This window comes from Flavobacterium commune, assembly GCF_001857965.1.
Taxonomy (GTDB): domain Bacteria; phylum Bacteroidota; class Bacteroidia; order Flavobacteriales; family Flavobacteriaceae; genus Flavobacterium; species Flavobacterium commune.
On sequence record NZ_CP017774.1, the window covers coordinates 900,547 to 919,120 of the forward strand.

10 protein-coding genes, 2 tRNA genes and 3 rRNA genes are annotated in these 18,574 nt (G+C 37.6%); 1 reads left to right on the forward strand and 14 read right to left on the reverse strand.

Going from position 1 to position 18,574, the window contains the following annotated elements; genetic code table 11:
* Positions 1 to 110 precede the first annotated feature (110 nt).
* The 9 genes from BIW12_RS03900 to BIW12_RS03940 form a co-directional block, all read right to left on the reverse strand.
* Positions 111 to 713: a DUF6985 domain-containing protein gene (locus BIW12_RS03900; RefSeq protein WP_071183900.1), complete on the reverse strand. Its 603-nt coding sequence runs from the start codon at positions 711 to 713 to the stop codon at positions 111 to 113.
* A 531-nt stretch (positions 714 to 1,244) separates the two neighbouring features.
* Positions 1,245 to 4,817: a LamG-like jellyroll fold domain-containing protein gene (locus tag BIW12_RS03905; RefSeq protein WP_083382042.1), complete on the reverse strand. Its 3,573-nt coding sequence runs from the start codon at positions 4,815 to 4,817 to the stop codon at positions 1,245 to 1,247.
* A 505-nt stretch (positions 4,818 to 5,322) separates the two neighbouring features.
* A 5S ribosomal RNA gene (rrf, locus tag BIW12_RS03910) occupies positions 5,323 to 5,432 on the reverse strand.
* 171 nt (positions 5,433 to 5,603) lie between these two features.
* Positions 5,604 to 8,483: ribosomal RNA gene (locus BIW12_RS03915) — 23S ribosomal RNA — on the reverse strand.
* 187 nt (positions 8,484 to 8,670) lie between these two features.
* Positions 8,671 to 8,744 (reverse strand) — tRNA-Ala (locus BIW12_RS03920).
* A gap of 127 nt (positions 8,745 to 8,871) precedes the next feature.
* Positions 8,872 to 8,945 (reverse strand) — tRNA-Ile (locus BIW12_RS03925).
* 131 nt (positions 8,946 to 9,076) lie between these two features.
* Positions 9,077 to 10,590, reverse strand: a 16S ribosomal RNA gene (locus BIW12_RS03930).
* The 16S, 23S and 5S rRNA genes sit together here with 2 tRNA genes alongside, the layout of an rRNA operon.
* Positions 10,591 to 11,411: 821 nt before the next feature.
* Positions 11,412 to 12,647 carry an ABC transporter permease gene (locus BIW12_RS03935; RefSeq protein WP_071183901.1) on the reverse strand — a complete coding sequence of 412 codons (1,236 nt, stop codon included), beginning with the start codon at positions 12,645 to 12,647 and terminating at the stop codon, positions 11,412 to 11,414.
* A gap of 104 nt (positions 12,648 to 12,751) precedes the next feature.
* Entirely contained in the window at positions 12,752 to 13,249 is a 498-nt protein-coding gene (locus tag BIW12_RS03940; protein ID WP_071183902.1) for a YkgJ family cysteine cluster protein, read from the reverse strand.
* Positions 13,250 to 13,340: 91 nt separating this feature from the next.
* Here BIW12_RS03940 and BIW12_RS03945 point away from each other — a divergent pair, with 91 nt between their 5' ends.
* Complete coding sequence (locus tag BIW12_RS03945; protein WP_071183903.1) at positions 13,341 to 14,045, forward strand: class I SAM-dependent methyltransferase; 705 nt, start codon at positions 13,341 to 13,343, stop codon at positions 14,043 to 14,045.
* Between the two features lie 41 nt (positions 14,046 to 14,086).
* On the opposite strand, the gene BIW12_RS03950 is transcribed toward BIW12_RS03945, so the two are convergent.
* The 5 genes from BIW12_RS03950 to BIW12_RS03965 all read right to left on the reverse strand — a co-directional run bounded on the left by BIW12_RS03950 (position 14,087) and on the right by BIW12_RS03965 (position 18,565).
* A complete protein-coding gene (locus BIW12_RS03950; protein ID WP_071183904.1) occupies positions 14,087 to 14,719 on the reverse strand; it encodes a 7-carboxy-7-deazaguanine synthase QueE in 633 nt (210 codons plus the stop codon).
* A 122-nt stretch (positions 14,720 to 14,841) separates the two neighbouring features.
* A complete protein-coding gene (locus BIW12_RS03955) occupies positions 14,842 to 16,512 on the reverse strand; it encodes a tetratricopeptide repeat protein (RefSeq protein ID WP_071186117.1) in 1,671 nt (556 codons plus the stop codon).
* A gap of 44 nt (positions 16,513 to 16,556) precedes the next feature.
* Entirely contained in the window at positions 16,557 to 17,468 is a 912-nt protein-coding gene (locus tag BIW12_RS03960) for a PstS family phosphate ABC transporter substrate-binding protein (RefSeq protein WP_071183905.1), read from the reverse strand.
* A gap of 51 nt (positions 17,469 to 17,519) precedes the next feature.
* The gene (locus BIW12_RS16140; RefSeq protein WP_083382043.1) at positions 17,520 to 17,753 is read right to left on the reverse strand and encodes a hypothetical protein; all 234 of its coding nucleotides are present in this window, start codon (positions 17,751 to 17,753) and stop codon (positions 17,520 to 17,522) included.
* Entirely contained in the window at positions 17,753 to 18,565 is an 813-nt protein-coding gene (locus BIW12_RS03965) for an energy transducer TonB (RefSeq protein WP_071183906.1), read from the reverse strand. The genes BIW12_RS16140 and BIW12_RS03965 overlap by 1 nt, the downstream gene beginning before the upstream one ends.
* Between the last annotated feature and the right edge of the window lie 9 nt (positions 18,566 to 18,574).

Here is an 18,574-nt window from a genome sequence, read left to right on the forward strand (position 1 = left end):
TTACTGATTTATGATGTTTCTGACGGAATTACCATTAAGTAATAAATCGGGTTTGGGACTAAATTAAGCCCATTGTCCAAATCCACTGTAATAGCTGTCAGTGACTGGCTTCATTTCCAAAACTTCCACCACTCAGTTTCATTTTTATTTTCTTTTTGGTTAAATTGACTTAACAATTTATCTTCTGAATCGGATTTCCCATAAGCGTCTGCTTCTGTCAAATGTCCGTCTTGGTCACTTATTCTCGTTAATTTCTTTCCTTGTCGAAATACAAGCTGAAGTCCGTGTTCCTGTTCCCAATCACATTCACAAGCAATTTGAATATAAATGTCTCGTTCATTGTAGGGGCGTCTCGTTACATAAATTTCAGATGGTTGAATAAAATTCCAAATTTCGTTTTTGTTTTTTATTTGTCTTAATGCTTTGTACGCTGAGTCAATTTCAACTGCTTCTAAAAAGTCCATACAGTTTTTATAAGCAAGGTTGGAAATTGCGTTTCTATCGTCAGAGTTTAATTTCAAAAAGGATGTCAAAGCTTGGTCAGCTTCGGCAATAAATGTTTTGTCGTGTTCGGGTTCAAAATCCATAAATATTATGGATAATTTTTCTTTGTCAAAAAACGGAATTTCAATTTCGCTACTTTTCCACCAATCAGAAAAATTTTCTTCTTGTCTTAGTTGCCCAATTATTTTTGAAGTAATTTCAATGCTCATCGTTTGTCGTTTTTCTCTTAAGCTAGCCAATAACTCGTTTATTGGCAAAAACCTTCGTATATACATCCAAATTATGATAGATTGGCGGAGGTTTGTTTTGCTTTATTTTTTGCTAATATATAAATAAATGCTACAAACCCAGTTAGAGTTTTATTGTTTTTGTATAATTTCTCTTAAGGTTTCGAGCTGGATTCGCATTTTCCGGATGTGATTGTGTAACATAAGCAAATATGTTATTTAGCCACCATAAACCCTAAAAAAGACAAAAAGGGACTTAAAAACACCCTATAACGTACTTAAAAAAGGTCTTTTAGTACTTAAAAAGTCCCCTTATGGTATCTAAAAAAGACTATTTAGTTCTAAAAAGAGTCTATCACCATACCTAAAAAAGGCAATACAGGACTAAAAAAAGGCTTTTTAGTACATTAATAACCCCTATAGGGGGCTTTTTATACCCCTTTTAGACATAAAAAAGCCCCATTTGTTCAATGGGGCAATTCAAAATTAGCTTGGCTTTTTTTTACAATTTCATTATTTGATTAATAATTTCACATTGTTGTTTAAATCTTCGCCTGTAATGTTTAGAATATAAACTCCCGGCATTTTTCTATCGGTAAAATGTATTTTAAAATTGCCTTTACTATTACCATTGCTTTCTAAAGTTTTTTCGAAAATTTTATTTCCACTAGTATCCATCAAAGTAGCTGTAATATTTGGAGAATTATAATTCGGGATATTAATATTCACTTGTTCTTTTACAGGATTTGGATGTACAACAATTTCATTTGTAGTTATTCTAAAACTCCACACATCACCTGTTGTTGTTCCGTAATCATTTGTAGCATCTACTCTCCAGTAATAATACACTCTGGAAGTTAAATCCAAAGGCAATTGATAAAATAAATTCTCTGAATAAGAAACATCAGTCAGTGGGCTTAGATTTTCCGGATCAGTTCCAAAATATACCGTGTACTTTGTTGCATCTATATTTCCTTTCCAGGCTAAATTGAAATTTGCTACAGGCAACTCTAAAAAGTAAGATCCATTTTCCGGAGTTGAATTAGTCGCTTTTACCGGTGCCGGAGCAGCTTCGGTAACAACCTCAAATACTTCGCTGTAATTAGACGAATCCGTTTTGTTTATTGCTTTCAATCGATAGTAGTATTTAGTACTATGAACTACATTTGTATCAGTATAAGTTGTTGTATTAGCAGCAAGTTCTGCAATTTGCTCAAAATCAATACCATCCAATGAACTTTCTAACACAAAATTAGCTTCATTATTTGAATTGTCATTCCAATTTAAAATAGCTGTAGTTGAAGCTAGCGGAGTTGCCACAGTGTTCGTTTCGAATGTTAGATTAGATGGAGCGTTGATAACTGTTGTGTTGTATATTGCAGCAATTTCAGCAGCCGATAAAGCGTAATTAAATACCTTTAACTCATCTAATTTCCCTTTGTAAGGAGCAGGAGCCGTGCCTACAGCTAATTCAAGTGTACCAATATTTCCAAGAATCAAATCAGTTGGTTCACCAATACCGGTTACTCCTGTTTCGTCAAGTTCACTCTGAAGTACGCCATTCAAATACAAACGTAATTTATGGGCAGTAACATCTCGCATTACAACAACATGTTCCCAGTTTCCAGTGTAGAATCTTGAACCTACTCCTTTTAATTCTTTTTTAATAACATCATCATCTATAGCAAAGCGAAGTTCGCCACTTTTGAATTCAATATTATAACGTTTACCTGTTGCTCCTGTAGTTGTATTTTTTGTAAAAGATCCTTTGCACAATAAATAAGCAGAAGCTGTTGAACCAGTTGGTAGCAAACTAGGTGCCGCATTCATCCAAAATGAAATAGAAAATGAATTCTTATTTAAATAAATCTGATCTTCATTTGGAATACTTGCCATATAATTATTGCTCTTTGATGTCGAAAAATTAAGAGCATTATTAGCTTTCCCTATAATTTTTACTGTCGAATTATCAAAATCTGAATCTAATTTTCCATTATTACTATAATTTGACAAATCGGCAATTTCATCACCTTCTCCGGCAGCTTCTTTAAATGGCCAATGCCCCACCAAGTTCAAAGGAAATTCAGAAATTGTTCTAAAATTCCATACATTCCCAGTTGCTGTACCTTTAACATTTGTTGCATCTACTCTCCAATAATATTTAGTTCCTGAATTTAAACCAGACACTGAATAAGAAGGGCTAGCAACATAATTTACATCGGCAACTTTGTTAAGGTTCGAAGGATCTGTACCAATATAAACTGCATAAGTTGTAGTATTACTACTTCCAGTCCATTTTAAGATAAGACTTCCATTAGTTGGCTCAGCATAGTTAAATTCGTTTGTAGGATTCGGATTCGCAGTTTTAGCTGGTGCCGAAGGAATCGCTGGAGTAGTAACTGAATTTACATCGCTATAACTTGAAGATTCGGTAGTTGTAATGGCTTTTATACGATAATAATATTTAGTATTAGGAACTAAACCTGCATTAGTATATGTAATTGTATTTGCTGGAACTTCTGTAATTTGTGTAAAGTTTGTTCCATCGATTGAACGCTCAATTACAAAATTAGTTTCGTTTTCTGAATTGTCTTTCCAATTTAAAACAACTGTACTCGAAGGAGGAGTTTCAACTGAACTAGCATTAAAAGTAATTGCTGTTGGAGGAATTATAAAATCAGGAGGCGTCTGATTTGTTAAGCCATTAATATAAACTTCAATATTCAAATAAGGTGCCTGCGTTGTGCTTACTGCCAAAGCATCAGCACTATTTTTATTCAATCCATTTGCATCTTCCCAAGCATCTGGCATACCATCATTATCAGTATCTAAAGGAGCTGGTGCGCCATAAACATGTCCTGCACCTCCGTTTACAAAACCAAACTTTGAAGTTAAATCCGATTGAACATAAACATAAGTTGCAGTCGTTCCTTTAGATAACAAATCAGAAATCATTAAATTATCTACTTGATCACGTCTTGGATATGAAGCTCCCACGCTTGAAACTATTTTATCAAAAGCCCCTTGAGCTGTAAGATTTGGATTCTTCATTGGATAATCATAAGGATTTGGCAAAATACTTGCTGCATCCCCGGTTGGATAACCAGTTAGATCTTGAGGAACTAGTGTTCCATCTAATATTCCGTTTCTATTATTGTCAAAATAATTCCCGGCACCATATAAAAAGAAATTAGCATTACCTCTGTTAAAAGGTGTAGAAACAGAAGTACTTGTATTAGGACCTCCAATAAAATAATTATTGATAATATTCACATCAGAACTTCCTGCAGAATCTCCTCCCATAATATAAGCATCTCCGGATTCACTATGTCCATAAGTATTTCCATAGTTACCCCAATTATAAACAACGTTGTTTACAAACTCATTAATTCCTTTTATTTTGTTATTACGAGTCTTATTACAGATGTATAAATTTCCAATTAAACTAATCTTACCACCTGCCGAAGGCTGAATTAAACCACCCGCAGAATGATTATGACGGTGTAATCCCTGACCGATAATGGAATTCTGAATAGTTATATTATCAGGACTCGTTCCTTTACTATCCCAGTTAATAGAAAACACTTCGTCAGTTCCCCAGGTAAAAGTCATGTGGTCGAAAATCATATTCGCTCCATTTGCTAAACCGGATGCATCTTGATTTTGAGCAGTTCCCCCATAGCGAATACGAAGATAACGGGCTATAGTGTTACTGGCCCCTGTAAATGTGACTCTTGGTCCCAAAAAAACAATTCCCTCTCCAGGTGCTGTTTGTCCTGCAATGGTGGTGTTCTTTGCCACAACAATCTGAGATTGTAAGTTAACAATACCACCGACTTTAAATATCACAAAACGACCTTCTTGACTTACCGCATCACGAAACGAACCTGGGCCGCTATCATTCAAATTGGTAACTAAATAAATTTGAGGATTAGCAGCACCTCTTGCTCCAGTGGTAAACCTTCCAAATCCTGTAGCCTCTGGAAAGGCTAATGTTTGGGAACATAAATTCCCAGAACTCAATACAAGTCCGCAAATCATTAAGGCTTTTGGGACTTGTTTAAAAAGTAAAGTTTTAAATTTCATAAATAAATAGTTAAGGTTGGTTATTCCAAAACTATAACTTTAACATTTTATTAGTATCCTGCGCCGTCCTGTACTGGTCTGTATCATTAAAACCAATTATGAAAGACACAAAGAAATAAAATAAAATCCCATGAATAAGAATATTGATAAAATAAGACCTCACAAGCTAACAAGCTCAAATCTATGATTTAAACCACACAAACTGGTCTGGTCAAATAATTAGAAAACAATTATATTTTGGAATAAAATAGCATTACTAATATTGCACATAAATTAGGTATCAATCATTTTTTATAATTGATTCGTTTCCTATTCTCTCTTGAACAAATATCGATAATACTATAAAACAAAAAATCCTATCCGGTTGGATAGGGCTTTCAAAGACTCGAGGACGTTAGTCCAAACTGAACGAAGCTAAATACGACATTTGATATTAAGAGAAGTAAGTCCGGTGACTTGAGGTATAAAACAAAAAACCCTATCTGATTAGGATAGGGTTTTCAAAGAAAGGCGACGACATACTCTCCCACAAAACTGCAGTACCATCTGCGCAGGCGGGCTTAACTACTCTGTTCGGGATGGGAAGAGGTGAGCCCCGCCGCAATAACCACCTTAAGGTTGTTAGTTTTCAGTTCACAGTTTATAGTTTGCAGTTTTTAAACTCTTAACTTATAACTCAAAACTCATAACTGCTCGCGTCGAGCAAATATCTTAACATACTGAGATAAATAATTTAAATTGTCATTAGAAAGTTTGCTGTCCCGATTTACATCGGGACAAGCGGATGTACATAAGCTTACAGGTTATTAGTACTACTCGGCTATGACATTACTGCCTTTACACCTATAGCCTATCAACGTGGTCATCTCCCACGACCTTTAAAAGAAATCTCATCTTGTGGTGGGTTTCGCGCTTATATGCTTTCAGCGCTTATCCCTTCCCAACGTAGCTACTCTGCAGTGCCACTGGCGTGACAACAGATACACTAGAGGTTAGTCCAATTCGGTCCTCTCGTACTAGAATCAGATCCACTCAAATTTCTTGCGCCCACAGTAGATAGAGACCGAACTGTCTCACGACGTTCTGAACCCAGCTCGCGTGCCACTTTAATGGGCGAACAGCCCAACCCTTGGGACCTTCTCCAGCCCCAGGATGTGACGAGCCGACATCGAGGTGCCAAACCCCCCCGTCGATATGAGCTCTTGGGGGAGATCAGCCTGTTATCCCCGGCGTACCTTTTATCCTTTGAGCGATGGCCCTTCCATGCGGAACCACCGGATCACTATGCTCTACTTTCGTACCTGATCGACCTGTATGTCTCTCAGTCAAGCTCCCTTATGCCATTGCACTCTTCGCACGGTTACCAAGCGTACTGAGGGAACCTTTAGAAGCCTCCGTTACTCTTTTGGAGGCGACCACCCCAGTCAAACTACCCACCAAGCAATGTCCCCCCGGTTGGGGGTTAGGCCTCAGATAAACAAAGGGTTGTATTTCAACAATGACTCCACAACGCCTGGCGACGCCACTTCACAGTCTCCAACCTATCCTACACATCATTTATCCAAGGTCAATACTAAGCTATAGTAAAGGTGCACAGGGTCTTTTCGTCCCACTGCGGGTAAACGGCATCTTCACCGTTACTACAATTTCACCGAGCTCATGGCTGAGACAGTGTCCAGATCGTTACACCATTCGTGCAGGTCGGAACTTACCCGACAAGGAATTTCGCTACCTTAGGACCGTTATAGTTACGGCCGCCGTTTACTGGGGCTTCAATTCAATGCTTCTCCGAAGATAACATCTCCTCTTAACCTTCCAGCACCGGGCAGGTGTCAGGCCCTATACTTCATCTTACGATTTTGCAGAGCCCTGTGTTTTTGATAAACAGTCGCCTGGACCTCTTCACTGCGGCCCGCCTTACGGCGGGCGACCCTTCTCCCGAAGTTACGGGTCTATTTTGCCTAATTCCTTAGCCATGAATCTCTCGAGCACCTTAGAATTCTCATCTCGACTACCTGTGTCGGTTTGCGGTACGGGTACTATTAACCTGAAGTTTAGAGGTTTTTCTTGGAAGCCCTTAGGCGCACTATCACTTCAACCGAAGTCTCCGTGTACTATCGTATTTCACCATTCTCTACGGATTTGCCTATAGAGAATATAGCTAGGTACTTTAACGAACTATTCCGTCAGTTCGCGGCGCTTTCATCACTCCGTCACCCCATCACAGTTAACAGTAGTACGGGAATATTAACCCGTGGTCCATCGACTGTCCCTTTCGGGTTCGCCTTAGGTCCCGACTAACCCACAGCTGATTAGCATAGCTGTGGAAACCTTAGTCTTTCGGTGTGCGGGTTTCTCGCCCGCATTATCGTTACTTATGCCTACATTTTCTTTTCCAGCCAGTCCAGCATACCTTACGATACACCTTCAACCCTGCTGGAATGCTCCCCTACCACTTTGCTTACGCAAAATCCATAGCTTCGGTAATATGTTTATGCCCGATTATTATCCATGCTCGTCCGCTCGACTAGTGAGCTGTTACGCACTCTTTAAATGAATGGCTGCTTCCAAGCCAACATCCTAGCTGTCTGGGCAGACAAACCGCGTTCTTTCAACTTAACATATATTTGGGGACCTTAGCTGATGGTCTGGGTTCTTTCCCTCTCGGACTTGGACCTTAGCACCCAAGCCCTCACTGCTAGAGAACATTATATAGCATTCGGAGTTTGTCAGGAATTGGTAGGCGGTGAAGCCCCCGCATCCAATCAGTAGCTCTACCTCTATATAACTTATATCTAGCGCTGCACCTAAATGCATTTCGGGGAGTACGAGCTATTTCCGAGTTTGATTGGCCTTTCACCCCTACCCACAGGTCATCCGAAGACTTTTCAACGTCAACCGGTTCGGTCCTCCACTGTGTGTTACCACAGCTTCAACCTGCCCATGGGTAGATCACACGGTTTCGCGTCTAACACTACTGACTAAAGCGCCCTATTCAGACTCGCTTTCGCTACGGATCCATACCTGAAGTACTTATCCTTGCCAGCAACGTTAACTCGTAGGCTCATTATGCAAAAGGCACGCCGTCACCCCACAAAAGGGCTCCGACCGCTTGTAAGCGTATGGTTTCAGGATCTATTTCACTCCGTTATTCACGGTTCTTTTCACCTTTCCTTCACAGTACTGGTTCACTATCGGTCTCTCAGGAGTATTTAGCCTTAGCGGATGGTCCCGCCAAATTCAGACAGGGTTTCACGTGCCCCGCCCTACTCAGGATACCACTATCTATTACAATCATTACTTATACGAGGCTATCACTCTCTTTGGCTCTACTTTCCAGTAGATTCTAATTCTTCATGCATAAAATCTCGTGGTCCTACAACCCCAACATTGCCGTAACAACATTGGTTTGGGCTAATCCGCGTTCGCTCGCCACTACTTACGGAATCACTTTTGTTTTCTTCTCCTCCGCCTACTTAGATGTTTCAGTTCAGCGGGTTTGCCCACCTATCGGTGTACTATGTCTTCAACATAGTGGGTTGCCCCATTCAGGTATCTACGGATCAAATCTTGTGTGCAGATCCCCGTAGCTTTTCGCAGCTTATCACGCCTTTCATCGCCTCTGAGAGCCTAGGCATCCCCCATACGCCCTTATTTTGCTTATTGTACCAATCTTGTTAATTAAAACAAGACCGTTTTGTTTGTTTCCTATTATAAATAATAGAAAACGCTTTCTACTTTTTAATATTTTTTATCTCAATATGTCAATGAACTTTAATAAGTATTAAGATTTTTGTATTAAGTATTAAGACATTGTCTTGATACTTTGTACTTATATCTTTGTACTTTTTTGTGGAGAATAACGGAGTCGAACCGTTGACCTCCTGCGTGCAAGGCAGGCGCTCTAGCCAGCTGAGCTAATCCCCCGGTTTTAGTGTACAGTTAACAGTTTTTAGTTAACAGTCCTATACGGTTCGTCACTAATAGTGCAACTCAACTTCTAAAATTTCCTTTTAAGTTTTTTACAGTCTTTTTAAGTTTTTGTCTTAAAAAGTAGTCCCGGGCAGACTCGAACTGCCGACCCCTACATTATCAGTGTAGTACTCTAACCAGCTGAGCTACGAGACTCTGTTTTTTACTTAAATTCTTATTCTTTTTTTTTAAATTAACAGCAAGAGTAATAAAATGTCAATATTAATGACCAATAGTTCTTTTCGTCTTTTTCCTTAGCGTGCATATAGCTAACACTAAGGCTCTAGAAAGGAGGTGTTCCAGCCGCACCTTCCGGTACGGCTACCTTGTTACGACTTAGCCCTAGTTACCAGTTTTACCCTAGGCAGCTCCTTGCGGTCACCGACTTCAGGCACCCCCAGCTTCCATGGCTTGACGGGCGGTGTGTACAAGGCCCGGGAACGTATTCACCGGATCATGGCTGATATCCGATTACTAGCGATTCCAGCTTCACGGAGTCGAGTTGCAGACTCCGATCCGAACTGTGACCGGCTTTGTAGATTCGCTCCTGGTCACCCAGTGGCTGCTCTCTGTACCGGCCATTGTAGCACGTGTGTAGCCCAAGGCGTAAGGGCCGTGATGATTTGACGTCATCCCCACCTTCCTCACAGTTTGCACTGGCAGTCTCGTTAGAGTTCCCGACATGACTCGATGGCAACTAACAACAGGGGTTGCGCTCGTTATAGGACTTAACCTGACACCTCACGGCACGAGCTGACGACAACCATGCAGCACCTTGTAAATTGTCTTGCGAAAAGTCTGTTTCCAAACCGGTCAATCTACATTTAAGCCTTGGTAAGGTTCCTCGCGTATCATCGAATTAAACCACATGCTCCACCGCTTGTGCGGGCCCCCGTCAATTCCTTTGAGTTTCAGGCTTGCGCCCGTACTCCCCAGGTGGGATACTTATCACTTTCGCTTAGCCACTGAAATTGCTCCCAACAGCTAGTATCCATCGTTTACGGCGTGGACTACCAGGGTATCTAATCCTGTTCGCTACCCACGCTTTCGTCCATCAGCGTCAATAAACTAGTAGTAACCTGCCTTCGCAATTGGTATTCCATGTAATCTCTAAGCATTTCACCGCTACACTACATATTCTAGTTACTTCCTAGTAATTCAAGTCTAGCAGTATCAATGGCCGTTCCACCGTTGAGCGATGGGCTTTCACCACTGACTTACTAAACCGCCTACGGACCCTTTAAACCCAATGATTCCGGATAACGCTTGGATCCTCCGTATTACCGCGGCTGCTGGCACGGAGTTAGCCGATCCTTATTCTTACAGTACCGTCAAGTTCCTTCACGAAGGAGTGTTTCTTCCTGTACAAAAGCAGTTTACAATCCATAGGACCGTCATCCTGCACGCGGCATGGCTGGTTCAGACTTGCGTCCATTGACCAATATTCCTCACTGCTGCCTCCCGTAGGAGTCTGGTCCGTGTCTCAGTACCAGTGTGGGGGATCTCCCTCTCAGGACCCCTACCCATCGTAGCCTTGGTAAGCCGTTACCTTACCAACAAGCTAATGGGACGCATGCTCATCTTTCACCGTTGTGACTTTAATAGTGGTTTCATGCGAAACTGCTATACTATGAGGTATTAATCCAAATTTCTCTGGGCTATCCCTCTGTGAAAGGTAGATTGCATACGCGTTACGCACCCGTGCGCCGGTCTCTAGTTCCGAAAAACTATACCCCTCGACTTGCATGTGTTAAGCCTGCCGCTAGCGTTCATCCTGAGCCAGGATCAAACTCTTCATCGTATATTGTTTGTCCGCCGTGGCAGACTATTTATTATCTGACTGAAATTCTAGTGGTTTTATTCTAATCTCTCGATTCTATTACTCTTATTCTTTTGTCCCGATTAATCGGGACGGCTGTCAATTCAATATGTCTAGGAACGTGTTCTTCTTATTTTTTCTCTTCGTTTTTCACACCGTAGCGTGTCTCTCGAAGCGGGTGCAAAAGTACAACTTCTTTTTAATCTCGCAAGAAATTTTTAAAGTTTTTTTTTAGAAAATTTTACTCTTCTTCGCTTCTCAATTTCTTACCAGCTTTTCAAATAACTTGTCGCTTTTGCGGGGTGCAAATGTAACATCTGTTTTTAAATCTCACAAACTTTTTTAAACCTTTTTTTTTAGAAATAAATCTATAATTTAGATTTAGTGTTTGTCAGTATTTTAATGAACGTCTGCGTTGTTGCGGGTGCAAAAGTAGAACCTTTATTCGTTTTGACAATAGCTTTTCGAAACTATTTTGAAAGTATTTTTTAACACTCTGAAAACGTGGTTTTTATTTTTTAACTTTTTTAGCGTTTTGTAAGGTTTTAGAGTTACCTAAAAGCTGTTTCGCAGAGATACTCAAAGAAAACACGGAGATTCGCTAAGAGCTTTATCTAACAATTATAGCAACCAATATCATTTTAACCGCACAACCCTAGCCCCGATAGCAGCGGCATCCTCTTGTGGTAGCGACAGCGGACACAAGAGATATAGCGGATAGCGGGAAATAGCTACTAATAAAAAAGACTAAAACAGCAATGCAATACCATTTTAGTCTCTTTATATAATGAATCAACACTTAATTAATCGAATCGAATTGCTTTTACCGGGGTTATTTTAGTAATAATATAAGACGGAATTAGCAAGACCAAGAAACAAACCCCAACCGTTAATACATTTAATAGTATAATATAAACGACATTTATATAAACAGGCGCTTGATTTACATAGTAATTCTCTGGATTAAGCTCAACGATTCCGAAATACTTTTGGATTAAGAGAATCGCAATACCTATTAGATTCCCCCAAAACAATCCTTGGAATATTAAATAGGAAGCGTTATACAAAAACATTTTTCGGATTGTCCAGTTGCTAGCACCTATTGCTTTTAAAATCCCTATCATTTGTGTTCGCTCCAAAATCAAAACCAACAATGCTACAACCATATTGATGGTCGCAACTAATATCATTACAATAAGTATAACTACAATATTGAAATCAAACAATTGAAGCCATTCAAAAATATAACTGTATTTCTCAACTATAGTCTGTGAATCCAAAGTTGAACCAGTATGCTCGTAAACCTGTTCTCCGACAGTCTCTATATTATCAAAATCATTTACAAAAACCTCAAAAGCACCAACCTGATCTGGTTTCCATTTATTAATTCGCTGAATATGTCGAATATCACCCAATACGTAAGTTGCATCAAATTCCTGAAAACCTGAATTAAAAATCCCAACGATTTTAAACCTCCTTATATTAGGTAATTTATTTTGCCCTTCTCTCATAAAGAAGGTATTGAATTCATCATCTACTTTAAGCTTTAACCTATTAGCCAAAAATTGAGAAATCAATACTTCCGAATTTAGACTTGCCGATAAATTAGGCAATCTACCCGAAACCAGGTATTCCTTTATATTATCCCATTTGTAATCTGTACCAACACCTTTAAAAACAATTCCTTCAAAAGCTTCGGCTGTTCTTATAATTCCCGCCTTGCTAGCTACAGCCTGAACATGACTTACTTCGGGCACTGAACTAAATTTAGGATAAAATTTTTGATTTTTAGAAACCGGAACCAAAGTAGCATCAGATTTATTATTATCAAAATTAGCAATAATAATATGTCCGTTGAATGCGGAAATTTTTTCGCGAATCTTTTGCTGAAGTCCAATTCCTGTTGCCACCGACACAATCATCATAATCATTCCGATAGCAATAGCCGAAATTGCAATTTTTATAATAGGCGCAGATATGCTACTTTTATTATCTTTAGCAGTAATAAGTCTTTTGGCAATGAAATATTCTAAATTCAAGTGATTTGTTTTCAAAATTGATGTTCAAAAATACAGCTTTATTCTTAGCCATTCGCTAATCTAACCATATTATATACCGAATCCATACGTTAACAACACAAATATTAAAGAGGCATTTTCTTTTTCATTTCCTCTACAATATTATAAGCCGCCGGACAAATCGGTATGTTCTTTAAAGTAATATCGGTTATCTGCTGAAACTTCTTTCTATCGGTATGCGGAAATTCACGACAAGCTTTAGGGCGCACATCATAAATAAAACAAGTATTATCCGAATCCAGAAAAGCACAAGGAACAGTTTGCAGAACATAATCTTTATCTTCATCTATGCGAAGGTATTGATCAATAAACTGCTGTGGTTTTTGCCTTAGATGTTTTGAAATTCGTTCAATATCGGCAGAAGTAAATAATGGTCCAGTCGTTTTACAACAATTAGCACACTCTAAACAATCCGTTTTCTTAAATTCAGCATCGTGTAAATCCTGCATCACATAATCTAAATTCTTAGGCGTTTTCTTTTTAAGCTTATCAAAATACTTTTTGTTTTCAAGTTGCTTATCTTTGGCTAGTTTTCCGAGATCGTTTAAAGAAGGTTTGAGCATTTGCAAATTTGATTTTTCGTTTATTTAAAAACAACGCTCCAAAATTACTCAAATCGACAAACAATTTATCACATTACCCAATAAAACTATTATGAAAGACCTATTTGGAAAAGCCATTCTTGACCACCAAACGAATAATTCTCCAGAAGATTTAATTACTGAAACCACTATTTCGGAAGAAGATGAAATGAGTGTTACTTATTTATTCCGAAATTTCGAAGCAATGCCTACTATCGAACAAAAAGCATTGCAATTAGCCAAAGGAAAAACACTTGATGTTGGTGCCGGCGCCGGAAGCCATAGTTTGTATTTACAAAACGAAAGGAATTTAGACATAACTGCAATTGACATTTCAGCAAATGCTATTAAAACTTGCCAACTTCGCGGTCTCAAAAAAGCTTTGGTTCAAGACATTTTGACTTTAGAAAATGAAAAATACGATACTATTTTGCTACTTATGAATGGCACAGGTATTTTTGGCACTTTAAAAAATACTCCTAAGTTTCTTCAAAAATTAAAATCCTTATTAAATCCCGGAGGACAAATTTTGATTGACAGTTCGGACATCATTTATATGTTTGACGAAGATGAAGACGGCGCATACGAAGTTCCAGCGAATACTTATTATGGTGAATTAGAATTTACCGTTAGCTATAAAGGCGAAAAAGAAGATTCTTTTCCTTGGCTTTATCTTGACTACAATACTTTGCAAAATGCAGCAAATGATAACGGACTGCAATGTGAACTAATTATAGAAGGCGAACATTATGACTATCTGGCCAGACTTTCAATATAAAGACAAAGCCGACAGCTAATAACTGTCGGCTTTGTCTTTATTTAAGGAATATTCAAATATTTATGTGTTTGCAACGAAACCCTCCATTTTGGATTATTCATTACATACTCTACAATTAGCGGCGTCATTTCTTCTTTTTTACTCCATTCAGGCTGTAAAAACAAAATAGCCTTATGATTTACTAATTCTGCTTGCTCTTCTGCAAAAATAAAATCATGCTTGTTGTGAATAATCACCTTCAATTCATGAGCAGCATTGTAAACAGTTTCTGTTGGTAATTTATTTTTCTTTGGCGAAAGACAAATCCAATCCCAAGTTCCCGAAAGCGGATAAGCTCCAGAAGTTTCAATGTGTACTTTCAAATTTTTATCTTTCAACCTTGAAGTCAATAAAGACATATCCCAAGTTAAAGGTTCTCCCCCTGTTATAACAACGGTGTCAGCATATTTACTGGCATTATCAACTATGTGATCAATACTTGTAGGAGGATGCAATTCGGCATTCCAACTTTCTTTAACATCGCACCAATGACAGCCAACATCACATCCACCGATTCTAATAAAATAAGCTGCTGTTCCAGTATGAAATCCTTCTCCCTGAATGGTATAAAATTCCTCCATCAAAGGCAACATAGCACCTTTGTTCACTTCTAATTGAATTTCTTTTGATAGCATTTTGATAATTTAGGGTGCAAAGATAACGAATTTGTAAAGAGATTACTTAATTTATCAATAGGTTAACAAATGTGCATAAAAAAAGCCAGTATTTCTACCGGCTTTCCTATTTTAAAATAAAATTATTGAAGTGTTTTCAATGATTGAGTAGCATATTTATTAGCTGGATCCAAAGCAAGCGTTTTATTAAAATGCTCAATTGCTTTTGGCTTGTCAAAGTTTGCATATCCTGCAGCCATAGTATTATAAGCCTCAATTAATTTAGTTTTTACAGATTGTTTAGCTAATTCCTCAGCTCCTTTAGCAGTAACACGATCTACATACTCTTGGTAATATTTAATCATTGCCTGATCATCTTCTAACAAACTATTTGTTCTTGCACGAGAAATATAAGCATCAACAGTATCAGGAGAAGCTTCTAATACATTTGCGTAAGCTGTATCAGCTTTCTTTAATGCCTCCATGTTTCTTTCAGCTACCGGTTTCCCTGCATTAGCAAAATAAATAGCGTTTCCTAAGTAAAAATTATCAATCAAGAATGACTTGCTTTCTTTGTAAGAAGTTGCAATTTCTAAAATGGTAGCTGCCTCAGCAAACATTTTTTTCTCATAATATTTTTTTCCTAAATCCCCTAAACCATCAGCTACCGAAGGCTCAAGTTCAACTCCTTTTTTAATAAGAGCAATACCATCAGCATACAAAACAGGATCTACAGCAGTTTCATCAGCATTAGTTCCTTTTTTGATTTTAGCCTGACCTAAGTATAAATAGTCTAATGAAATAACCTTATTAGCCGGATTATTAATATACTGCTCTAAAGAAGAAATAGCTTCGTCAATATGACCATTTTCATAAGCTGCATATCCTAAGTATCTGAAGATTCTTGGATTTACATTATCCAATTCTTTCATTTTGTTAGCTTCAATCTCTAAAGCTTTGTAATCTTTTGCCAAAATCAAGAAATCTGCATGACGCATACGGGAAGCCAATGAATAATCAGTAAGCGTCATATACTTTTCATAAAAAGTCAAAGCCTGCTTGATGTATTGGTCATAACGACCAGGAACATTAAGTGCCCAATAGTAATAAGTTTGTGCTAACTCTCTGTAAACCGGACCATAATTAGGACTTAAAGCAATTACTTCATTGTAAGCAGCTACAGCTTCCTGATATGCTTTCGCTCCTTTTAACAAAACCCCTAATTGCATTTTAGCTCTAATCAAAGTGTTATCAGCCTGGAAAGCACTACGGTATGATGTAAATGCCTCATTTTGATTTTTATCTCCGTAAAAAGCATCTCCTAAAGCCAATAAAATTTGTGGTTCAGTTGGATTTTTCTCTTTTGCCTGAGCTAAAACAGCTAATGCTGCCTTATAATCAGGATAAGAATTATCCATATATGCCTTAGCGATATAAATATATTCTTCGAAATCTTTTTTACGCATTCCTGCTTTTGCTGCATCAAATTTTGCTTTTGCAGCTGCTAAATCTTTCTTTTCTAAATCAATCTGACCTAATCCAATAGAATTAAAATGAGCATTATCTTTGGCTTTCAAACCTTCATCATAAGTAATCTTTGCAGAATCTATTACACTTTGATTCAAATAAATATTTCCCAAAAGAAAAAAAGCTTTACCCTCAGAAGGATTTGATTTTATAATCGATTTTAAAGATGTTTTTGCTTTTTGAAATTGTTCTGCATCAATCTGTTTTTTCACTTCATTAATATCCTGCGCATGTAACACAGAAGCCGAAGCAAAAAGTGCAACACTTAAAATTGTAAACTTGTTCATTGTGATTATATTTAATTTATTCATTTTCTAATTCTCTCCCTCAATTATTTTATTCTGCTTTTTATCAAAATCTTTCTACCGGGCATTTTCGTTGGTAACATCCCTGATTTCAACACTATTCTTTGTCCAATCTCACCGGCTAAAAATGAGGCAAATCCCATTCCTAAACCTGAATATCCCTGACAATTGATAATAAACAAATCACGTGCCAAAGGATAAGTTCCTTCTGCCAGATTATTTTGGGTTGGTGCAAAATAAGAATTTTTATTTAATCCCTGTACGCTTAAAACGTTAATATTAGTTAAATAATCTTTAATATTTACCGTAGGCTGCAATAACCAGTTCACACCAATTACACCAATCATACCATCATTTTCAGAAACAAACTTAACCACTTCTTCATTAGACTTAAAAGAATAAACTCCTTTATGAGAAACCTCCTTTAGTCCTGCAAGAGTGGTCATAAACCTTACCGTACTTGAATTTGGATTATCAAATACCAAACCTTTGATCTTAGTTCCTGCGCTACCTTTCAAAAAAGCAACGACATCTTTCATAGCAATCAAAGTATCCGCATCTTTTTTATTCGAAATCAAAGCAATAGCATCCGTTGCTATTTTTGTTACTCTGGGCTTGATGTTTAGTTGTTCAAAAAACTTAGCTTCATCAACACTCAATTGTCTGGACAAAACTACTATTCGAGATGTATCTTTAAGAAAAGCCTGCATCAATTCTTTTTCTGATTTTGCTTCAAGAATAATTTTTGCATCATAAGTATTTTCAAAAACCGCTATTTGATCCTCAATTAATGGTTTTATAGTCTCATCAACTAACAAAACTGTTTTCCCTTTAATAATAGTTTCTTTGCTTTTTTTAGCTTCAGATTGCTTGCATGAAACAAACAAAACAGCTACAAAAAAGAAAAAAGGATACAATAAAAATTTTATTTTCTTCATAGACATTTTTTATTATTGACTAAGCACACTAACAATCTTGCTAATATTAACTTACTCTTCCTTATTATCATTAATAATTCTCACACAACGAATAATTGCATAAACAATCAAAAGAAGCCCAAAAGCTATTCTGTAATTCGTTGGCAGACTCAACGGCAGACTCGTCATAAACAAAACCATTAAACCTAAAATCAAATAAATCAGGAAAAACAAAATGGCTATAACGAGAAGAAATCGCTCTTTAAGCGATTTCTTCTTAATATTGGTTATAATATTTCTCAACATTATTCTTGTTGTACAAGTGAAATTGGTAACGAATATTGAACCCTTACCGGTTTTCCGTTTTGAATACCAGGATTCCATTTAGGAGATTTTTGTAAAACTCTTATCGCTTCTTTTCCTGTTCCATAACCAATATCTCTTAATACTTTAATATCAGTTAACGAACCATCTTTTTCAACTACAAAAGAAACATAAACCTTTCCTTTTAAACCATCTTCTTCAGGCATACGATAATTTTTACTAACAAAGCCATAAAATTTCTCCATACCTCCAGGAAAATCTGGTTTTACTTCAATACCAGCTGTACTATAAACCTGATCATCTGATTCTTCAACAACCTGGCTGGTTTTAGGACCAGTACCTGCTGGCGCTACAGTTAATACTGCATCAGGATCTCCTTTGATTGTTTCAGTACCTGTTTTTTTCTCCTTGATTTCTTCAATCTTAGGTGGTTCCTCAACAACTTCATCCGCTTTAGCCACAACAGGTTTAACAAATTTTACCTGATCTACTGCCGGTGGCGGTGGTGGCGGTGGTGGAGCGTTTAATTTTGGCGGTTCCACTTTCTTTGGAGGCAACTTAACATTTGTAAGTTTAATATCCTTGATTGAATTATCTTCTTCATCTGTCGCTTTAGGAATCAAACTAATGATAAGAGGCGCACTAACAGCCAGACTAAAAAAGAAAGCACCTATAAGCAGCGCTTTAGTAGTAGTCTTTCGGTTAGATTTTCTCAAATCATAAGCTCCATAAAGCTTATTACGACCTTCGAAAACAATTTCAACCCATTGGTTTTTTAATATATCTAATTTCATTTTTCTTAA

Coding starts and splice junctions, on each gene's coding strand:
- BIW12_RS03900 (WP_071183900.1), bottom strand. CDS start 713: ATGAGCATTGAAATTACTTCAAAAATAATTGGGCAACTAAGACAAGAA.
- BIW12_RS03905 (WP_083382042.1), bottom strand. CDS start 4,817: ATGAAATTTAAAACTTTACTTTTTAAACAAGTCCCAAAAGCCTTAATG.
- BIW12_RS03940 (WP_071183902.1), bottom strand. CDS start 13,249: ATGCTCAAACCTTCTTTAAACGATCTCGGAAAACTAGCCAAAGATAAG.
- BIW12_RS03945 (WP_071183903.1), top strand. CDS start 13,341: ATGAAAGACCTATTTGGAAAAGCCATTCTTGACCACCAAACGAATAAT.
- BIW12_RS03950 (WP_071183904.1), bottom strand. CDS start 14,719: ATGCTATCAAAAGAAATTCAATTAGAAGTGAACAAAGGTGCTATGTTG.
- BIW12_RS03955 (WP_071186117.1), bottom strand. CDS start 16,512: ATGAACAAGTTTACAATTTTAAGTGTTGCACTTTTTGCTTCGGCTTCT.
- BIW12_RS03960 (WP_071183905.1), bottom strand. CDS start 17,468: ATGAAGAAAATAAAATTTTTATTGTATCCTTTTTTCTTTTTTGTAGCT.
- BIW12_RS16140 (WP_083382043.1), bottom strand. CDS start 17,753: ATGTTGAGAAATATTATAACCAATATTAAGAAGAAATCGCTTAAAGAG.
- BIW12_RS03965 (WP_071183906.1), bottom strand. CDS start 18,565: ATGAAATTAGATATATTAAAAAACCAATGGGTTGAAATTGTTTTCGAA.